Origin of the sequence: Enterococcus ureilyticus (assembly GCF_001730315.1) — a bacterium.
Classification (GTDB): Bacteria; Bacillota; Bacilli; order Lactobacillales; family Enterococcaceae; genus Enterococcus_L; species Enterococcus_L ureilyticus.
Window position 1 is genome coordinate 217,168 of sequence record NZ_MIKC01000001.1, and the last position, 19,399, is coordinate 236,566.

At 36.3% G+C, this 19,399-nt stretch carries 20 protein-coding genes; 7 read left to right on the top strand and 13 right to left on the bottom strand.

What is annotated here, in order from left to right; genetic code table 11:
- Nucleotide 1: 1 nt before the first annotated feature.
- The 7 genes from citE to BCR24_RS01035 form a co-directional block, all read right to left on the bottom strand.
- The gene (citE, locus tag BCR24_RS01010; protein ID WP_069638692.1) at nt 2-889 is read right to left on the bottom strand and encodes a citrate (pro-3S)-lyase subunit beta; all 888 of its coding nucleotides are present in this window, start codon (nt 887-889) and stop codon (nt 2-4) included.
- Nucleotides 877-1,185, bottom strand: a complete 309-nt coding sequence (gene citD / locus BCR24_RS01015; protein ID WP_069638693.1) for a citrate lyase acyl carrier protein — start codon at nt 1,183-1,185, stop codon at nt 877-879. Before citD ends, citE begins: the two co-directional genes overlap by 13 nt.
- Nucleotides 1,186-1,198: 13 nt before the next feature.
- Nucleotides 1,199-2,194: a [citrate (pro-3S)-lyase] ligase gene (gene citC, locus BCR24_RS01020; RefSeq protein WP_069638694.1), complete on the bottom strand. Its 996-nt coding sequence runs from the start codon at nt 2,192-2,194 to the stop codon at nt 1,199-1,201.
- Nucleotides 2,195-2,207: 13 nt separating this feature from the next.
- Nucleotides 2,208-2,333, bottom strand: a complete 126-nt coding sequence (locus tag BCR24_RS17235; RefSeq protein ID WP_275579388.1) for an OadG-related small transporter subunit — start codon at nt 2,331-2,333, stop codon at nt 2,208-2,210.
- A gap of 35 nt (nt 2,334-2,368) precedes the next feature.
- Nucleotides 2,369-3,484, bottom strand: coding sequence for a sodium ion-translocating decarboxylase subunit beta (locus BCR24_RS01025; protein ID WP_010764492.1), 1,116 nt, complete (start codon nt 3,482-3,484; stop codon nt 2,369-2,371).
- 43 nt (nt 3,485-3,527) lie between these two features.
- Complete coding sequence (locus BCR24_RS01030; RefSeq protein ID WP_069638695.1) at nt 3,528-3,929, bottom strand: acetyl-CoA carboxylase biotin carboxyl carrier protein subunit; 402 nt, start codon at nt 3,927-3,929, stop codon at nt 3,528-3,530.
- 385 nt (nt 3,930-4,314) lie between these two features.
- On the bottom strand, nt 4,315-4,644 hold the full coding sequence (locus tag BCR24_RS01035) for a hypothetical protein (protein ID WP_069638696.1): 330 nt from the start codon (nt 4,642-4,644) through the stop codon (nt 4,315-4,317).
- A gap of 401 nt (nt 4,645-5,045) precedes the next feature.
- Here BCR24_RS01035 and BCR24_RS01040 point away from each other — a divergent pair, with 401 nt between their 5' ends.
- From BCR24_RS01040 to citG, 3 genes are all read left to right on the top strand, one after another.
- Complete coding sequence (locus tag BCR24_RS01040) at nt 5,046-6,389, top strand: CitMHS family transporter (protein WP_069638697.1); 1,344 nt, start codon at nt 5,046-5,048, stop codon at nt 6,387-6,389.
- A 156-nt stretch (nt 6,390-6,545) separates the two neighbouring features.
- Nucleotides 6,546-7,250 carry a GntR family transcriptional regulator gene (locus tag BCR24_RS01045; RefSeq protein WP_069638698.1) on the top strand — a complete coding sequence of 235 codons (705 nt, stop codon included), beginning with the start codon at nt 6,546-6,548 and terminating at the stop codon, nt 7,248-7,250.
- Entirely contained in the window at nt 7,234-8,121 is an 888-nt protein-coding gene (gene citG / locus BCR24_RS01050; RefSeq protein WP_069638699.1) for a triphosphoribosyl-dephospho-CoA synthase CitG, read from the top strand. Before BCR24_RS01045 ends, citG begins: the two co-directional genes overlap by 17 nt.
- Nucleotides 8,122-8,139: 18 nt before the next feature.
- Here the strand turns inward: citG and BCR24_RS01055 are convergent, their stop codons facing one another.
- A complete protein-coding gene (locus BCR24_RS01055; protein WP_069638700.1) occupies nt 8,140-8,868 on the bottom strand; it encodes a response regulator transcription factor in 729 nt (242 codons plus the stop codon).
- Between the two features lie 111 nt (nt 8,869-8,979).
- Between BCR24_RS01055 and BCR24_RS01060 the strand changes: the two genes are divergently transcribed.
- Nucleotides 8,980-10,830 carry a sensor histidine kinase gene (locus BCR24_RS01060; RefSeq protein ID WP_069638701.1) on the top strand — a complete coding sequence of 617 codons (1,851 nt, stop codon included), beginning with the start codon at nt 8,980-8,982 and terminating at the stop codon, nt 10,828-10,830.
- Nucleotides 10,831-10,981: 151 nt separating this feature from the next.
- The gene (locus BCR24_RS01065; RefSeq protein ID WP_069638702.1) at nt 10,982-12,190 is read left to right on the top strand and encodes a YdcF family protein; all 1,209 of its coding nucleotides are present in this window, start codon (nt 10,982-10,984) and stop codon (nt 12,188-12,190) included.
- Between the two features lie 63 nt (nt 12,191-12,253).
- Here BCR24_RS01065 and BCR24_RS01070 read toward each other — a convergent pair whose 3' ends face one another.
- Nucleotides 12,254-12,595 (bottom strand): hypothetical protein, encoded by a 342-nt coding sequence (locus BCR24_RS01070; protein WP_069638703.1) that lies wholly within the window; start codon nt 12,593-12,595, stop codon nt 12,254-12,256.
- Nucleotides 12,592-13,890: a Y-family DNA polymerase gene (locus tag BCR24_RS01075; protein WP_069638704.1), complete on the bottom strand. Its 1,299-nt coding sequence runs from the start codon at nt 13,888-13,890 to the stop codon at nt 12,592-12,594. The genes BCR24_RS01070 and BCR24_RS01075 overlap by 4 nt, the downstream gene beginning before the upstream one ends.
- Nucleotides 13,891-14,086: 196 nt before the next feature.
- Between BCR24_RS01075 and BCR24_RS01080 the strand changes: the two genes are divergently transcribed.
- A complete protein-coding gene (locus BCR24_RS01080; RefSeq protein WP_069638705.1) occupies nt 14,087-15,133 on the top strand; it encodes an AI-2E family transporter in 1,047 nt (348 codons plus the stop codon).
- A 272-nt stretch (nt 15,134-15,405) separates the two neighbouring features.
- On the opposite strand, the gene BCR24_RS01085 is transcribed toward BCR24_RS01080, so the two are convergent.
- On the bottom strand, nt 15,406-15,921 hold the full coding sequence (locus BCR24_RS01085; RefSeq protein WP_069638706.1) for a DUF5067 domain-containing protein: 516 nt from the start codon (nt 15,919-15,921) through the stop codon (nt 15,406-15,408).
- A gap of 150 nt (nt 15,922-16,071) precedes the next feature.
- Complete coding sequence (locus BCR24_RS01090; protein ID WP_069638707.1) at nt 16,072-17,298, bottom strand: serine/threonine protein kinase; 1,227 nt, start codon at nt 17,296-17,298, stop codon at nt 16,072-16,074.
- A gap of 130 nt (nt 17,299-17,428) precedes the next feature.
- Here BCR24_RS01090 and BCR24_RS01095 point away from each other — a divergent pair, with 130 nt between their 5' ends.
- On the top strand, nt 17,429-17,857 hold the full coding sequence (locus tag BCR24_RS01095) for a helix-turn-helix domain-containing protein (protein WP_069638708.1): 429 nt from the start codon (nt 17,429-17,431) through the stop codon (nt 17,855-17,857).
- Between the two features lie 60 nt (nt 17,858-17,917).
- On the opposite strand, the gene nhaC is transcribed toward BCR24_RS01095, so the two are convergent.
- Nucleotides 17,918-19,291, bottom strand: coding sequence for a Na+/H+ antiporter NhaC (gene nhaC, locus BCR24_RS01100; protein ID WP_069638709.1), 1,374 nt, complete (start codon nt 19,289-19,291; stop codon nt 17,918-17,920).
- Nucleotides 19,292-19,399: the final 108 nt, after the last annotated feature.

Below are 19,399 nucleotides of genomic sequence, written 5' to 3' on the forward strand. Positions count from 1 at the left end.
TTTAGACTTCCTCCTCAGAAATTAATTTTGCTGCAATGGCTAAAGCAATTACTCGCTCTGCACGTTCAACAATTGGTTTATCGACCATTTTTCCGTTCACTGAAATCACGCCTGAGCCTTTTGCTTCGGCTTCACGAATTCCCCAAATTACTTCTTTCGCATGTTGGATTTCTTTTTCAGTCGGCTCATAGACACTATTTACCAATGGTATTTGACGTGGATTAATGACTGATTTTCCATCAAAACCTAATTGTTTGATTAATTCAACTTCTGCTAAGAAACCTTCTGTATTCTCTACATTTGAATAAACAGTGTCAATTGCTGCAATTCCGGCAGCTCTAGCTGAATGTAAAATAAAACTACGGGCAAAAAATAATTCTTGTCCATCTGGATAACGATGTGTTTTCATATTTGTTACATAATCCTCGGCTCCAAGCGCAATACCGATCAAGCGATCACTTGCCTGAGCAATCTCTCGAGCATTTAAAACACCCTCTGCTGACTCGATTGCCGCCATCATTTTCGTGGTGCCAACAGCGATTCCATATTTTGTTTCCATTTCAGTGATAACTGTCTCTACATCCACAATATCTTGAGCAGTTTCTGTTTTAGGTAAACGAATCACATCAACACCTGCTAAAACCATCGCTTCAACGTCTTGTCTCCCTACTGTATCTAATCCGTTGATTCGAACAACAGTTTCTACAGAAGAATAATCAAATGTTCTCAAGGCATGATAGACAAGTAAACGGGCGCTATCTTTTTCTTTCAATGAAACCGCATCTTCAAGGTCAAACATCAACGAATCAGCGCCATATAAAGTGGCGTCTCTTAACATTGAAGCATTCGCTCCAGGTACAAACATCATCGTTCTTCTTAAACGTTCCATGTATTTAACACCTGCCAGTCTACATTTTCTTCACCAGTAGCGCGATAAACAGCTGCCACCGTTCGAGCTTGAATTGTACAATCCAATGCTCCCTTATCAATTGCCTGAACCTTCGCATCCGTAACTGACAAATTAGTTAAAGTTTCTTGTATTTTTTCACGAATTTGACGACCAAATTGCTTTTCAACACTACTGTCTAATTCAATTAGAATTCCTTGTCCGCTGTTTTTTCCAATTGTAATCATGATATCACTTGATTCAGTTGTACCAGCAGATGCGTTTTGTTTGATTTCCAAAATATACACCTCATTACTTATTTTTTTGTTTGATTATTTCTTCAAAAGTTTTAGGCGGAACAAGGGGCTTGATCGCTGTATAAAGTTCCTGTTCCATCAAAGCTCGCACTCTAGTAGCACTGATAACTTCTTCACCAATTCGTTTTCTTGGTAAAATAACTAGCTTCAGCTGAGAACCAAAAGTCTTTTTCATTGCCTGATTATAAATCTCTGTTACCTCTGAAAATGGCTCTTCTCCAACAAATCTAGTTGTAATCGATAAAGCAGAAGCAATCTTTTCTTTAAATAAAGTAGCATCCAAAACAGCTTGAACTTGCGCAATATTAGCTTTCGCTTGATCTTTCAAAAAATAAGATGGAAAAGTTGCACTGGATACCATGTATTCTCTTGTTGGTAAAACAACAACGTTTGATAAATGACTGACTCCTTCTTTTACCAGTTCAAAACGAGTCTTTGCATCAAACAGAGAGCGCTCCTCAGACAAAACAAAGAGATAAACCGTCTCAGCACGTTTAGCGGCCTCTGTAACTAAGTATAAATGACCCTTTGTAAATGGATTGGCATTCATTACAATTGCTGCATTGTACTTTGTCATTCGCTGATGCTTTTTAAGTTCCGCTAAATAGTCTTCAAAGTCAGGAAAGCCTTGCTCCATAAAAACCAGTTCAGCTGTTGCCGCAATTTCAGCAAAGCCTAAAGATTGAAACAACTGACTGTTTTTTGGTTTGGTATACAAAAAATAATGCTGATACCCTATTTCCTGCAACCGTTCTCGTAATACTTGAACAATTTTAGAAAGTAAATTTTCATTTTGATAAGAGAAGTCGATTGCAATGCATTTCAAAATATTCTGAAAAATCGAGCCTGTTCCAATAAGCTTCTCCTGATCATAGATACCGATCGTATAGTCTAGATGATCATCAGGTATTAGATCAGCCCTAGTTAGAAAATCTGACCACTGCTGCCTTCCCCTCTGATCTCGATCAAGCCAAATTCTTCTGATATTCATTCCGTATCACTTCCTATTTATTCGGTGGAAATACTTTACTTAACACAAGCGACGCAAAGTAAATCACAAAAATGACAACAAACACGCCACCCCACCCAAAAAACAATAGCTCAAATGATTTTAGTAAATCAGCTGACATAAGCCAAGCTCCTTTCTTCCTATGCTATCAAAATCCTACGCAAGTAATGCCAATAATAAACCGCCCGCAATAACGGATGCGATTTGTCCAGATACATTAGCACCTGCTGCATGCATTAAAATAAAGTTCTGCGGGTCTTCGTCCGTTGCCATTTTTTGAATCACTCGGCTGGACATTGGAAACGCTGAAATTCCTGCTGCACCAATCATCGGATTGATTTTTTCTTTTCTAAACAGATTTAATAATTTCGCAAATAAGACACCGCCAACAGAATCCATTACAAAAGCAACTAACCCAAGTCCAATGACCATCAAGGTATCAACTTGTAAGAATTCTTCGTACTGCATTTTTACTGAAATTGCTAACCCTAACACAATACTGATGATGTTTACTAGCTCATTTTGAGCTGTCACAGATAAACGATCTAAGACGCCACATTCACGCAGCAAGTTCCCAAACATTAAGAAGCCAACTAGCGGAAGCGAAACTGGTGCCACCAATCCAGCAACAACCGTAATTACGATTGGAAATAAAATTTTCGCTGTTTGTGATACTTCACCCGCACGATACGTCATACGGATTTGGCGTTCCTTTTTCGTTGTAACGGCCTTAATTGCCACTGGTTGAATAATAGGAACCAAGGCCATATAAGAATAAGCTGCCACCATAATTGCGCCCATATATTTCGAATTCAATGTATTTGCAACGAAGATAGATGTTGGACCATCTGCTGCTCCAATAATCCCAATAGAAGCTGCGTCATTTAAATCGAAGCCCAATAATACTGCTGCAATAATCGTAAAGAAAATCCCGAATTGCGCAGCTGCACCAAACAATAATAAAAATGGATTTTGTAATAATGGCCCAAAATCGATCATAGCGCCAATTCCAATAAATAGTAATAGTGGAAATAACTCCGTCGAAATTCCCATGTCAAACAACACCTGAAAGGGACCGGCTTCTCCGCCAGCACTTAGTACACCGGAATTAGGAAAATTGACTAAAATCGTTCCTAATCCCATAGGCACAAGTAAAGTCGGTTCGTACTCTTTTTTGATACCTAGGTACATCAAGATCCCACCAATCACCATCATTACAATACGACCAGGCTCCTGTCCCATTCCCACTACGCCTTCAATTAATGTCTCCACAAACGTCACTTCCTCTTTTAAAATTAAATTACTTTTTTCTTATTTAATTGATTGTAATAAGCGGTTCTCCTGGATTGACCATATCACCTTGTTGCACATGAATTCCCGTAACTGTTCCAGCTTTGCCAGCTACGATTTCATTCTCCATTTTCATCGCTTCAAGAATCATTAATGGTTGATTTTCTTGAACCGTATCACCAATATTTACCAAAATTTTTAAGATTGTTCCAGGCATCGGTGATGGCATTGCATCACTTCCGGCTGGTGTGCTTACTGTAGGTGCTGCTTGCTCGCCCGGCGCAGGTGCTAGTGTTGGTACTGCTTCTACCACAGGTGCTGCTGGTGCCGTTGGCGTTGCAACTGGCGCTTGTGGTACACCGCCAATTTCTTCCATCTCTACTAAATACTCTTTTCCATCAATTGCGATTTTAAACTTACGTAACATTTTTTCTCCTCCTAAAATTAAAAGTGTAGCAGGCTCGTCCAGGCTCGACTGAAAAACAGAAAAATATGTTTGTGACGCTTTTTGTCACAGGCAGATTTTATCTTTTTTCCGAGAGACTAGCCCATGAAACTAGATAACATAAAAGTGTAGCAGGCTCGTCCAGGCTCGACTGAAAAATAGAAAAATATGTTTGTGACGCTTTTTGTCACAGGCAGATTTTATCTTTTTTCCGAGAGACTAGCCCGTGAAACTAGATAACATAAAAGTGTAGCAGGCTCATTCTGCTCTGACTGAAAAATAGCTAAAATTGACGGTGATGCTTTTTGTCACATTCAATTTTTATTTTTTCCAAAAAACTAGTCAAAACCGTCAAGTCATCCAAACTCTACTTCATTTTGTTTTCCTTGATTGATCGAATGACAAACTGACTCTGTGCGTGATCAGCTGCTGCAATACTGGTAGCGATCACAGAAACCAGTTGTGCTTCTGGATTTCTTTTTGAAATGCGTTTAATAACAAATTTACTTTCAGGCTGTTCTCCAGCCGCAATTGCTGTTGCAATTAGCGAAACTAATTGATACTCTCCTCCTTCTATTGGAATGTAGCCAGCAACTTCCTGCCATTCATTCTGTTCTTCTATAGTAGGAAAAAGTGGTACTTCATCTTTTTTTATTTCCGTCTTTTCTTTATTAAACAGCCGTTCAAATAGACCCATGAACTCACATCCTTTCTGTTTATGAATTCATTATAGGTAAAAACGATTACAATAAAATGAATTCTTCAACCAGAAATTGTTCTTTCGCTGTTCCTTCTCCTCTCTATCCATTTAAAACATACAAAAACGTTGATATAACAACGTTTATAAGCATTTAAGGATTTATTAACATCTTATTAACATCTCTTTAAGAAACCGCTCTCATTTGTGTTTTTTTGGTGTTCTTTTTCCCCTCTTCATCTATTTATCTAAACTTTCTTCGCTTAAACTAAACATTGTTAAACGAAACAAGAAAGGGCTTTCTAGCATTACCTTATTGTTATTTTTCTATTGATCCAACACATCCAAAGAGACGCCCGATTGTTTTGGAAAACGAATTTAGTGTTGAAGGAGAGAAAAAAATGTTATTAACTGTTTTATCTTATGTGATGATCATCGTCTTTATGTTCGTCATCATGAAAAAGAAAATGTCACCGTTTACAGCTTTGGTTTTGATTCCACTGATTTTTGCTCTGATTGCAATGTTTGCTGGTGTTTCTAATAAAGGATCTATCGGAGACTTTGTTATGGAAGGAATTAAAACAACATCCACCACGGGTATCATGTTATTGTTTGCCATTCTTTATTTTTCAATTATGTTGGATGCGGGGTTATTTGACCCAATCACTAAGAAGATGATCCACATTGCAAAAGGCGATCCGATGAAAGTATTGATCGCGACGGCTGTTGTTGCAGCAGCTGTTTCTCTTAATGGCGATGGCACAACTACAACCTTGATTTGCTGTTCTGCTTTTATTCCTATCTATAAAAAGTTAGATATGAAATTGATGAATTTAGGTGTTTTGGTTATTTTACAAAATACGATCATGAACTTGCTTCCTTGGGGTGGGCCAACTGCTCGTGCAATGAGTGTGTTGAATGTTGGTGCTGAAATTTTAGCTTACTTAATTCCTGGAATGATCCTCGCTCTACTTTATGTGATTTTCATCGTAGCACCTTCTATGGGTAGAAAAGAACGAGCTCGTCTTGGGATTAAACAGCTAACTGATGCAGAAATCGATGCCATGACAACTGTAACGGACGAAGAAACATTGGCGATTCGCCGTCCTAAAATTTGGCTATTCAATGCTATTCTAACGATTTCATTGATTGCGTTGTTGGTCACTGATTCATTCGTCGGTCTTGGCTTACCCCCGTTGTTCTTATTCTTAACCGGGACAGTTGTTGCTTTGATGGTCAATTACCCAGTCTTAAAAGATCAGTCTAAACGGATCGGCGCAAATGGCGGCGACGCTGTTCAAGTTGTTATTCTAGTTTTCGCAGCAGGGGTCTTTATGGGACTTTTCCAAGGAACTGGTATGGCAGATGCATTAGCTCAAAGTTTCACAAAAATCATTCCAAATCAATTGGCGGGCTTCTGGGGCTTAGTCATCGCATTGATTTCAGCTCCTGGTACCTTCTTTATTTCAAATGATGGGTTCTACTTTGGGGTCTTACCTGTTTTAGCAGAAGCTGGACGTGCTTATGGATTCACCGATATGCAGATGGCATTGGCTTCATTGATGGGGCAAGCATTCCACTTGTTAAGTCCTTTAGTTGCCTTCATCTACCTATTACTTCGTTTAACAGGTTTAGATATGGGGCAATGGCAAAAAGAATCTGCAAAATGGGCATTGGGGATTTTCATTATCTTTGTTGTAACAATTGTGCTAACTGGCCATATGCCACTTTATATTCCGCAATAACATGTGACCTTTGAAAATCGCACAATCCTTAAAATGGCTTGTGCGATTTTCTGTTTAAGTAGAAGTTTTTCTTATATTTTTTAGCTGATTCTTAGCAATACAGAATGAAAAGATTCATTTATCTTTTCTATTATCAACGTGCAAAGGAGTGATCCAATGAGTACTATATCAGAAGCTGTTGGAAAAAATTTAGATTTAAGTCTGAATGAACCTTTAAAAGAACTCGTGTACAAAGCCTTTAGAAAAACGATCATTCTAGGAGAAATTCCTGCTGGACAACGAATCAACGAAAAAGAATTTTCCGAAGTGATGAATATCAGTCGTACGCCGATTCGTTACGCCTTACAAAAACTTGTTGAAGAAGGATTAGTTGATCATGTTCGAGGGGTAGGGATTATTGTTCGTGGCATCTCACTGAATGATGCAACCGAAATTTATGCAATCAGAAAGTCTCTAGATGTTTTAGCCACCATCACTGCAATGAAAGAGATGTCTCCAGAAGATTTTGATGAATTGAAAGCACTGCTGGAAGAAACAGAGCGTTTAAATGAAGCAAATGAAATCGACCAAGTACTGCAAAAATTTTCTGATTTTAATGAGCTGATCTATGAAAAAAGCAAAATGTTGCGATTAAAATCGATCGTTATGAAGTTGCGAGAGTACCTTGTCTATTTCCGAGATATTTCCATTCGCTCAAAAGATCGAAGAGATAAAGCGCTAAATGAACATTGGTTGATTTATCAATGCATGATGAACCAAGAAGAAGAACAACTAAAACAATTGATTACTGAGCATCTAGACTATTCTCAAACATTCATTATTAAAGAAATGGAAAAACACTTACATGAAACAGCTAACTAAAAAAACAAATCCACAGCTGATCGGTGAATTTGCTTTACAAGCATTGTTGTATGAAGCCACTCTATCTCCAAAACCAGGTTTAGTCGATCCGGTAAGCTGTGGTGCACATAAAGATATGAATTATTTAACCTTTATCGATAGCAGCATCGCTCTTGCACCTTTTTTTACTGAATACGTCCAACTGGGCTTCACTCATGAAGGAACGCTTGTTGACTTATTTGAAAAGGTCCGAATGCTAGGACAACAAGCTGAAAAAATGATGCTGATCAAAACCAAAGGAATCAACACTCATAAAGGAGCAAATTTTTCTTTTGCACTGCTTTTAAGTGCCACTGGAAAAATGATGCAAGAACACCAATTAACGGTTCCCTTTTCTGAGCAAAACACTACGGACATTTTAGCGTATGTAAAGCATATGACAACCGGCTTACTTGCCAAAGATTTTGCTGACTTAACAAACAAAAAGCAGTTGAGTTATGGAGAAAAACTTTATTTAGACTATGGGATCACTGGCATTAGAGGAGAAGCCGAAGCTGGATACCCTTCACTCAAAACGATTGCTCTGCCATTTCTAAGACAATGCCAAAGACACTCAACAAGAGTAATGTTCTTGTTATTACTACTGCATTTAATGGCTACCACCGAAGACTCTAACGTGATCAACCGAGGTGGCATTTCAGCTTGGCAAAACGTCAAAAAACAAGCTGCGGATCTCCTCAACTTGTTTGCTGCCGATAATTCTGTGGAAGAACTAGAAAAATTACTGATTTTCTTTGATCAAAAATTAATACAAGACAACCTAAGTCCTGGCGGAGCTGCTGACTTACTAGCCTTAAGTTTCTTTTTTGCCCGCTTAGAAGGTTTAGTTTAAGCTTTACATACTTAAAAACTAGACACTACTTCCAGCTTCTTTTCCTTGTGGATTGAATAGATAGCCGATCCCCCACACTGTCTGTAAATATTGGGGCTTTTTAGGATCGTCTTCGATTTTATTTCTTAGATAATTAATATAAACAGTGATGAGATTTTTATCCATATCCCCATCACTCCAAACACTTGCATAAATCTGTTCTTTACTAAATACTTGATACGGATTTTCCATAAAGAACAAAATCATCATGATTTCTTTAGACGTCATATTCACTATTTCACTATTTTTACAAAATTGATATTGATGTTTATCAAATGAAAAGATGCCTTCTTTCAACATCGTTTCATCACGATGTTGACTTAGTGTCAATAGCTGTTCTGTTCGGTTCAAGGTACTGATAACTTGGGCGCGTAAAACATCTGGGGCAAAAGGTTTAGAAAGATACACATCTCCTCCTGATTCTAGACCACTGATAATATCCTGCTCGCTTTTTTTCCCGCTAACAAATATAATCGGTGTCAAAGGTTGCCGTTCCCTAATCAATTGAGCTAAATGATATCCATCATTTTCATGTTCTAAGCTGACATCCAAAAGAAACAATTGAAATTCCACTCGATCCATGATGTCTAATGTTTTTTCAATCGTATCACTTTGATACACCAATAATCCCGTTGACTGAAGCGACTTCCAAATCAAACGGCGAATTGCAGCATCATCGTCAACCACTAAAATTTTTTCGTTTCGCAACGTCTACACCTCTTTATTCTTTTGCCATTATCTATACAATAGCCGAATTATCTTTAAATTTCAACATGAACTTGTTATGATATGAACAGACTTTTAAAAGGAGCTATACCAATGAAACGAACGAATAGAATTGTAAACATCATGATTTCAGCAATGATTGTCTTTATTGTTGTATCCGTTTTCTTTGCAATTCGTGGTTTTTCCGTTATCCGCAAAACAACCACGGAAAGCGGACAGGACTTTTTACTGCAATCAACGGAATATGTTGGAAAAGTGATCCAACTTTCTATGAAAAATCGGCATCAAGCACTTAATTACTTAGCAATCGATGGCAATTTAAAAAATAGTGATGATCCCGCGACCTATTTACAAAATAGCCGCTCTTCTTTAAATACATTCTTTGACTCGCTAAATAATGAAGCGAATGTTCTTTTTTATATGGAAGCGGACGGTACACCCTTGTATGCTTTTCATTGGGATACTGAAAAAAAGCAGGTCGACATTGCAGATATCGAAACGATTCGGCCATTCATTCGTCATGACTTGTCTTTGAAACAGTTACTCGATAAACCAACTGCGCAAAACGGGGACTCTTATTTTATCAATAAAAAAGCCTATGTCAATTTTTACCAAGAAATCAAAACAACGACTGGTCAAATCGATGGTTATTTGATTTTACCGTTAAATTTGGAAGCCTTTTATAAAAATTTCCTTCAAGATTTTGAACTAGATTATAAAGGGTATCCTATGATTAAAGATCGATCAATGACCGTTGTAATGCATCCTGTAGCCCAACAAGTTGGGTTAGACATCATCAACGGGCGAGAAAAACTTTACCCCGATTTTGATTATTCTGATTTAAAACGTTTAGAAAAATATCAACTAAACCATTCTTCGGGAAAATTGACCTATAAATCTTATTGGTGGGATGAAGATACTCCTACAGAAGTTTTAAAAATCAGTGCCTTTGAATGGATCGATGTTGGTTTAGCCCATTGGGTGGTTGCCATCAATGCTGATTATAATGAACGAAATGATGATATTATAAATTTCGTAATCGTTCTATCCTTTCTTTTGGTTTTATTATTATTATTAATTATTATTTGCTCACTATTCATTCATAATTTCCGAAGAAAAGAAACGATTGAAGCAGAAAATCGGAAGCTGATCGAAAAACAGAAGCAACAAAAAATGCAGCATCAGCTTGAACTTGAACTCTATCAACGAAATAAAATGGAAACGGTCGGTTTACTGACGACGTCAATCGTTCATGATATGAATAATTTCTTAACACCGATTATTGGGAACACTCAATTATTGTTGGAAGAACATCAGGATGATCCTATATTAGAAGCAGATTTAGAAGAGATCTTACATTCAGCTCAAAAAGGAAAGCAATTATCTTCAAATGTGCTGCGGTTTTCAAAGCCGCAAAAAAGCGTACAAGAATGGATCGATATTTCCGCTGCGATCGGTGTCGCTACTCATCTAATAGGAGAAATCATTCCTAAAAACGTTAGACTTTCTCTCTCTATTCAAGAAAATCTAGGCACGACTAAATTGGAAGAAACGGATCTACAAAATTTGATTTATAACTTGATCACTAACGCCTATCAAGCAACAAAAGAGAATTCAGAAAAGGCGCAAAAAATTGCGATCAATGTGTCTCCTGCTTCAGAAGAATTAACTAAGACACTAAAAAAAGACAATCATCGAACCAATCATATCGATCAGTTTGTGACACTGGAAATCTCTGATAATGGTCCAGGGATTCCGGCAGATTTAAAAGAAAAAATATTTGAACCCTTCTTCACCACAAAGTCAGCTGATGAAGGGACTGGCCTAGGCTTATTTGCGGTTACTTCGATTGTAGCAAAATATGAATGGCACCTTTCATTAGTTTCGGAAAGAGGAGAAGGGACCCACTTCTTCATAACAATTCCCGTTCGATCTTGTAAATAAATAAAAAGAAACATTCTTCTATTTTATTAATATGGAGAATGTTTCTTTTTAAACTAACCTCCCTAAATATGATCAAATACGCATCATAGTATTTTTTTTGTTCATTTTTCGTTATACTAGTAGTGAAATCATTTATTGAAGGAGTTCTATTATGGGGAATTATTTTAGTATTATTATTGGTGTTATGTATTTGATTGGTGTCTTCTTGATTCCAAAATGGCGTCGAAAAAAATTGAAACCAAACTGGAAATTTTATGAATTACTTTGGTTTTCACTTTGCTTTATCTTTTATGTTATCTATTTAGAAGTTCAACTTCAGACCTATTATTTTTTGATTCCATCAACCTTTTTATTCCTTTTTCTTTTTTGCTATTTTAAAGAAAAACGCCGATTAGTAAACGGCTTATTATTCAATCTATTTTTGGTTGTTGGGATGACTTATTTAGGCTCTTTGTTAGTTCGAACAGTTAATCCATTGTTAATACTTTTAGCGGGCATTACTAGTATTGTCTTGATCTTGCTTTTATTGATTGGTCTTTATGGTTTAGTGGTTTTCTTATATTGGAATGCTATTGTTGTCATGAAAAAAGAAGGCCATTCCTTAGCAAATCTATTAACACTACTTTTAGCGATTGGGTTGACCGTCTTTCTGGTTTTCAGCTACTTCTCCTCACGAATCTTGCCTTCATGGGCCTCATTATTATTTGGTATTTTGCCTTTCTCTATGTTTTACTTTTTCGTTGTGTTCTATAACTTTTTAACCATTTCGATTATTTATCAGTTTAATCAGCCTAATTATGAACAAGATTTTATTATTGTGTTAGGATCAGGCTTGATCGATGGAAAAACAGTTCCCCCACTTTTAGGAAAACGGATCGAAAAAGCCATTCAATTTTACAAAGCGCAAGATCGTGCTACTTTAAACCCGCCAAAAATTCTTATGTCTGGTGGTAAAGGCGACGATGAACACATTGCAGAAAGTCTCGCAATGAAAAATTATGCTCTTGAAAAAGGAATTCCAGAAAAAGATATTTTAGTTGAAACAAATTCTAAAAATACTTTGGAAAACATGAAATTTTCTAAAGAAATCATGGAAGCAAGCTTTGGTGGAACAAACTTTAAAGCAATCTTCACTACTAATAATTTCCATCTATTCCGAGCAGGCCTTTTTGCAAAAATGGCGCATTTAAAAGCAGATGGAATCGGGGCAAAAACAGCCTTTTACTTCCTCCCAAATGCTTTTTTAAGAGAGTTTATTGCAATCATAATGATGCGTAAACGCCGCCACTTGATTATTTGTGGGCTTATTTCTTTGATGATGTTTCTATTAGCACTAGTCGATTTGTTTTTTGTTTCTTGATAGAAATAGGCTGAGTCCAAATGGGTTAGGATAGAACACCTAGAATTCTATCCTAGCTATTTTTTAACTAAGCTGCACATGACGAATCTCATCATACCCAATCTTTTGCCCATCTACATAAAGCCCTAACTCATCATGACCTTGAATCCTTCCTTTGATATCTGCCCCGTAATTTCCTTCGCTGTCCAATTCTTCTTTTTGAATTGTAATCTCGATCTGATTCTGAAATGCTTGAGCTAATACTTCGTCGATTTCAGACCAAGTCATTTGAGTTTTCTTTTTAACTGGCTTCTTTTTTTGCTCTTGTTCGATCATTGTAGTATGCTCAGATAAATAAAACCCAGCCCACTTTTTCATTTTTCGATCTTGGTACTGTTCAAAATAATAATCCCGCTCCTTACTCATTGCAAGCCCTCCATTCCCCCTGCATGTCCACCAATTAACGATGCTCTTGAAATTGCTGTACCACCAGATGAGACTGAGCTTGCGTGGACCAAAGAAACATAGCCAAAACGCTGCCGGATATCATCGATTAACTTGTCTAATTTCAGTTCTTTCATCTGCTCATCTGGTTCATGAAATAAATCTAACTGTACATAAGTATTGTAATTCAGTTTGGAATACGTAATTCCAATATGTCGCACCTCTTCTCCATGCCAATGCTGCCTAAAAATGGTTAAACAGTATTCGATTAATAGCTTGCTGCTATTTGTTAAAGGCACCTTCATTTGTCTTGAAAACCCTGTTCCACCTGATGAACCTGCTTTTGAAAAGCCCACAGATAAATGAACACATTCTGTCTGGCAATGGGCTTTTCTCAGCCGTGCTGCCACTTGTTCCGCCATCTCTCTGATCACAACTTCGATCTCATCTTGTCTCATATAATCCCGCATCAAAATCTGAGAATTGTTATAGGAACGTTCTTCTGGTATGTATTTTTCAGATAAACGACTACGATCGATACCATGCGCATGGGCATATAACTGTTCGCCAATGATTCCTAAATTCCTTTTGAGACTATTTACATCAGCATGAGCTAAATCATACACAGAACGAATACCTAAATTGTTTAAACGTTTGGCTAATCGATGGCCGATTCCCCACATATCCGTCATTGATTCGATAGTCCAGACTTTTTCAGGAACATCTTCATAATGCCACTCAGCTAACCGTTCTTCATTATGTTTCGCTTCAATATCCATCGCTAGTTTGGCTAATAAAGGATTATCACCGATTCCAACTGTGATGGCTAACCCTGTCTCTTTTTTGATTCTTTGTTGGATGATTTCAGCTACAGCTTTTGGCGTTTGACCAAACAATTTCCAACTAGCACTTACATCTAAAAAAGATTCATCAATCGAATAAATATGTAAATCTTCTTTTGAAACATACTCTTTGTAGAGCTCATTGATTTTCATATTTTCTTTGATATATTCATTCATTCGTGGCGGTACGATCATTAATTCTGGATGATTGGGTACATCGTATTTTCTTGTTACATTGGTGATCCCTAGCACTTCTTTTGCTTTTGGAGAAGAGGCCAGAACAAGACCGCCGGTGTTTTCAGCATGACTCATCACAACTAACATTTTTTCAAGTGGATCATAGCCTCTAGCCACACATTCGACTGAGGCATAAAAGGATTTTACATCAATACAAAAAAGCACTCTTTTAGGTTCTTTTTCATAATCAAAAATCATCGCTATCCTCTCCTTATTCTACTTCACAACCAATTATACGAACATAAGTTCTTTTTGTAAAGGGGAACAATTTTTTAAGTTTTTGAATTAAAAATAATTTTTTTAGAATTATAGATAAAACTGCTATCTTAAATTATGAAAAAGCATTATAGTTATCTTACAAGATAATAAGTAAAGTATTAAAGGAGCGAAGCCTATGTCTATTTATGAAAAGTTTATCCAAAATGAACGGTTACGACGTTTTTTTGTTTTGGCTGTTATTATTTTTATTTTATTTTTAGCTAGAAGTATGATCACGATGATTCTATTAACGTTTATTTTTACGTTTTTGGCCCTTCATTTTGTGAAATTTGTGCAGCAATATTTAAAGATTCCCTCTATCATAATCGTTTTAGCTACTTATTTTTTGATTGTTTTTTTAGTTTATCTAGCTATCACAAAATACGTTCCCGTTTTGATTCATCAATCGGTTCAAATGTACAATTCCGTCATCCATTTTTATCAAACACCAACGGATGACCATAATCAATTTTTAGTGATTATCGATAACTATCTAGAAAAATCGAATCTAATGTCTCAAATCCAAAATGGTGCGAGTATTCTTTTGCGTTATGTTCAAGATGTTGGATCAATCGGTCTTTCCTTTGTCCTTTCGTTTATCCTCAGTTTCTTTTTTATGATCGAGAAAAAACAAATGGCTGAGTTTTCTAAGTTGTTTCTAAAAAGTGACTTCGACTGGTTTTTCAAAGATATTTACTTTTTTGCTGATAAGTTCGTCAATACATTTGGTGTCGTGATGGAAGCCCAATTTTTTATTGCACTTGTCAATACTGGAATTACCACTATTTGTTTGGCCTTGATCGGCTTTCATCAATTACCAAGTTTAGCGATCATGATTTTTATTTTAAGTCTGATTCCCGTTGCAGGTGTGATCATTTCTTGTATTCCACTCAGTTTCATTGCATACTCTGAAGGTGGCATCAATGATGTGATTTATATTTTGATTGTGATCATTGTTGTGCACTTATTCGAGTCTTATGTATTGAATCCTAAATTTATGTCTAGCAAAACTGATCTACCGATTTTTTATACATTTGTTATTTTACTGATCAGTGAACGCTTATTTGGAGTTTGGGGACTGATTGTTGGGATTCCAATTTTTACCTTCTTTTTGGATATTTTAAAGGTCAAACCGATTCATTCGGTTACTGAAAAACATCCTGATTCACTAACAGAAGAATAAAAAAAGTGAACGTTTGGATTTACTCCAAGCGTTCACTTTTTGTGGTTTTGGCTGTTTTCGTATTTGGCAAATCAGTCAGGCAGCAAAGACTAATTGATTTCGGACCAAATAACTACATCTTAACAGCAACTGATCCAATCAACCTAATACACGGCCATATATAAGGAATAGTACTCAATTCCTTTGCTCCCTTTGAAGCTAAAAACTAATACTTTTCTACTTAAAGAAAAGCTAGCTGAACCACCTTTTTCAACCCTTTTTACTCTTTTCATTTATTCCAAGATAAACTCTTTTGTCACCTTCACTTTATCACTAAATAGTTTCGTTGCTTCAACAGCTATTGGTGTTGTCATGTCAGCTAATTTGTAAGGTACTTTTAAATTCAATGTTGCTCCTGGCTGGATTTCAGTCATCGAATCGACATAGCCTGATTCTGACATAATTGCTAATTGTAATGCTATCCCATTTTGAAAAGCTTTCGTTGTGATCGATGTTAAAAACATCGCATTTTTATCACTGTTGTTCGTAAATTCATACTCGATCACACCTACATCTTCCCCATTATAATCTTTTGCAAACGACAGCTCTTTGATGGCAATGTGATAATCCCCCAGATCACCAGCATCCGTTTGAGCAGGTGCTTCTGATTCTTGTTTTTTTACAACTGTACTTGTTGTTGTTTCTTTTTTAGACGTTGTTTCTTCTTTAGAATCAGATCCCATATTTACTAGAACACCACCTACTACTAAAATACCGACTCCGATCAAAACAATTTTCTTCACGTTCATTTTTTTGTCTCCTTTGTTATTTAGTCCGTTGGTACACCTTGATAATACCCAATCAGCACAGAATAATCTTATGCATTTTGCATAGTCAGAGAACAAAAAAACTTATTCTGTCTTTTGACTCATAGAAATCCGTGACAGAATAAGTTTATATTAATTGAAATGTTTGTAGATAAATGAATTAAGCTCTAAACCAACTTTTGTGAGCACAAGCCAAAATAAAAAGATCAAACCATAACCGATATAACGGTAAACTCGATTACAAGATGAAAATAGAGGCAGTTTTCTTTGATAATCTAAAAAATTGGTGAACAAGATAATCGGTAAGATAAACATAAAAAGATAGTCCACAAATAATTGGATTCGCAAACCTGTTGTCGGTTGCTCCAATACATTCCCTATCGTCCCAATAATTAAAAATACATACCAAACTATTGCAATTACACGCTTCCACATTACTTCTGTTCGAAAGCCTGGAATATATTTTCTAAAAAAACTTGCGATAACTTCATACCAACGACTAATGATACTGATAACCTGTTTCACATAGTTGTTCGTATCCCATTTGTTTGTATTGGGTTTAGTATTGGTGTACGTTCTTATTGGGCCTTTTTCTAAAGTAGCAGCACGAGACTTTGCTCGTTTAGCGGCAGCTATTTGCCGCAAGCGTTGTTGTCTAAGTGCCTGATGCATTTCTAAAGCTGACTGATAACGTTCTGCTGGTTCTAGTTTTGTTGCTTTACGAATGACTCCTCTTAACATGGGATCTTGCGTCAGCTGTTTTTTAGGATACTCCTTTACAGAGCAAATATTCATCACAATCCCTAGTGAATACAGGTCACTCCGTTCATCTGACTCGGCAAAACCAAATTGTTCTGGTGCGGCAAATCCCATAGTTCCTAATTGGACCGTGTCACTTTCTTTTTCACCATCAACAGCCCGAACAGCATCAAAATCGATTAGCTTAATAGTTCCTTCACTGGTCATCATAATATTCCCAGGTTTTACATCTCGATGAACTAAGCCTTTATTGTGCAAGGCGCCTAAAGCTTCTAAAACAGCCATCGTTATCGTTAAAATCTGGTCTGTTTCTATTGTTTCAGAGGACTGGATTACATCGGTCAAGGTTTTTCCCTGGACAAATTCTTCATAAAGCCAAAGCTTTCCGTCTTGAACCACAACTTCTTGAATTTTAGGTAAATAACGATGTTCGATTTTTTGAAGTGCATCTAAATGCTCTTCTAAATATAACGGATAACATTTTTTTACAAAAAATTCGTTGGTATCATTTTTCCGAACAAGAACTGGTCCATTTAATTTATCCGTTAGAGGTTCGATTTCTCTATAACGAAGAGCTAACTCATTATTGCTATTTTCCATGATTACACTCCATTGCTTCAATTTACTTTTTAATTATAGCAAAAAATTCATTGTAATAGGATCGATCTTTGTTAAAATCGATGTATAATGAATATAACACAATTTAGTTTGACTTTAGGGGATTAAAAATATGCACGAGAAAGATACAGATAAACTAGTACACTCACTGAAAAAAGCCGAAGATTTTCATACTATTTTTTCTGAAACACGTCAATATACCATTGATCAAACACTGAAAACCTATCTAGCGTATTGGTTGAGTGAGAAGCACGTTTCAAAAAGTGCTGTACTTAAAAAAGCAGGTATTGCAGAAGCAACTGGCTATCAATACTTTGATGGCAAACGAAATCCTTCTAGAGAAAAAGTCATTGCTTTAATGATTGGTCTAGGCTTAACCTTGGAAGAGTCCAATGAATTAATGAAAAAAACTGGCTATGCTCAACTCTACCCTAAACATCCTTGGGATGCTGTAGTGATTTATGGTATCACTCACAGTTTGACTATTTCAGAGATCGATGATTACTTATATAGTGAAGGACTGAAAACATTCGGTGAGTAGTTTACACCTAGAATCAAAAAAATACAACAGGATTCCCGCAAAAGAATCCTGTTGTATTTTTTAGCTTCTTTTTGATTTTTTTTTGCTACTCAACGTCACTAAAAATGACAGCACCGGGAGAATATAGCAAAAAACTGCATAAGGTAGATAATTGATTGTGGTGATCCCTAAAGTTCCTGAAATAAATACTCCGCTCACTCCCCACGGAATCAACGGATTTACAACAGAGCCTGCATCATTCAAGCCTCTAGATAGCTGAGTCAATGGAACTTGTTTTTCTTTGAATTTATTGATAAAAGATTTCCCAGGTAAAATGATTGAAAGATACTGTTCTCCAATCAGTCCATTGATTCCGATCGAACTCATCATTGTAATGAAAATCAATTTATACCGAGAATCAATCACTGCTTCAAATCGTTGAAGCAAACAGTCGATAATTTCCATTTCCACTAATAATCCACCTAAGGCTAACGCCAAAATGATCAATGATACAGACCACATCATACTTTGAATCCCACCTCTAGAAAGAAGCTCATCTACTTGCATATTGCCGGTATGAGAAACAAAACCATTTTGAATCATATCCGCTGTTTCTACAAATGAAAAGTGTGTACTTGTGAAGAACATCAAAATGAGTGATACGCAAATACTTAAGAGTAATGTAGGTATTGCAGGAATTTTTTTCCATGCACAAACGAACAAGATCGCCAAAGGAATCATCTCGACAAAGGAAATCGTAAAATTATTATTTAATGTATTTACAATGCCATGAATACTTGTACTATCTAAAGTACCCTCATAGCGTAATCCCATAATTAGAAAATAACCGAACGAAAGTACAGCAGCTGGAATTGCTGTTTTATATGTATTTTTCAAATGTTCAAATAAATCGACTTCTGAAATGGCTGCTGCTAAATTTACTGTATCAGAAAGCGGTGAAATTGAATTGCCTAAAAAAGCTCCTGAAACAATTGCACCTGTTGTCAATGCAGGATCGATTCCAATTAAACTACCCATTCCTAAAAAGGCAATCCCAATCGTTGAGATTGTGGTAAAAGAACTACCAACAGCACCACCGACAATACCACAAACAATAAAAACTGTTGGAATAAAAAATTTGACTGATAAGAAAGAAAAACCTAAAACCATGATCGTGGGAATCGTTCCTACTGCGATCCAAACACTGATCAACGCACCAATCAAAATAAAAATCAGCATTGGAATAATGCCTGAAGTAACACCTTCAATCAACGCATTATGGATGAAATCCCAAGAAAATTTTTTATACACCGCAAATAACAATAAATAGCCAATTGCAAGCAATATAGCGACATGAGCAGGAATACTAAAACCAATAATACTTATGCCAATCATCAATAATAATGTTATTAATAAGAAAACTGCTTCGTTTAAATTCACCTTATATTTTTTCATATAGCTTCCTCACATTTTTATAGAGAGTTGGCTCAAGAGACTTCTCCCTCACTATTTCACCATTCCCTCTTATTTATTTTTATATAGAAAAGCTGCAGCTGCGGTAAA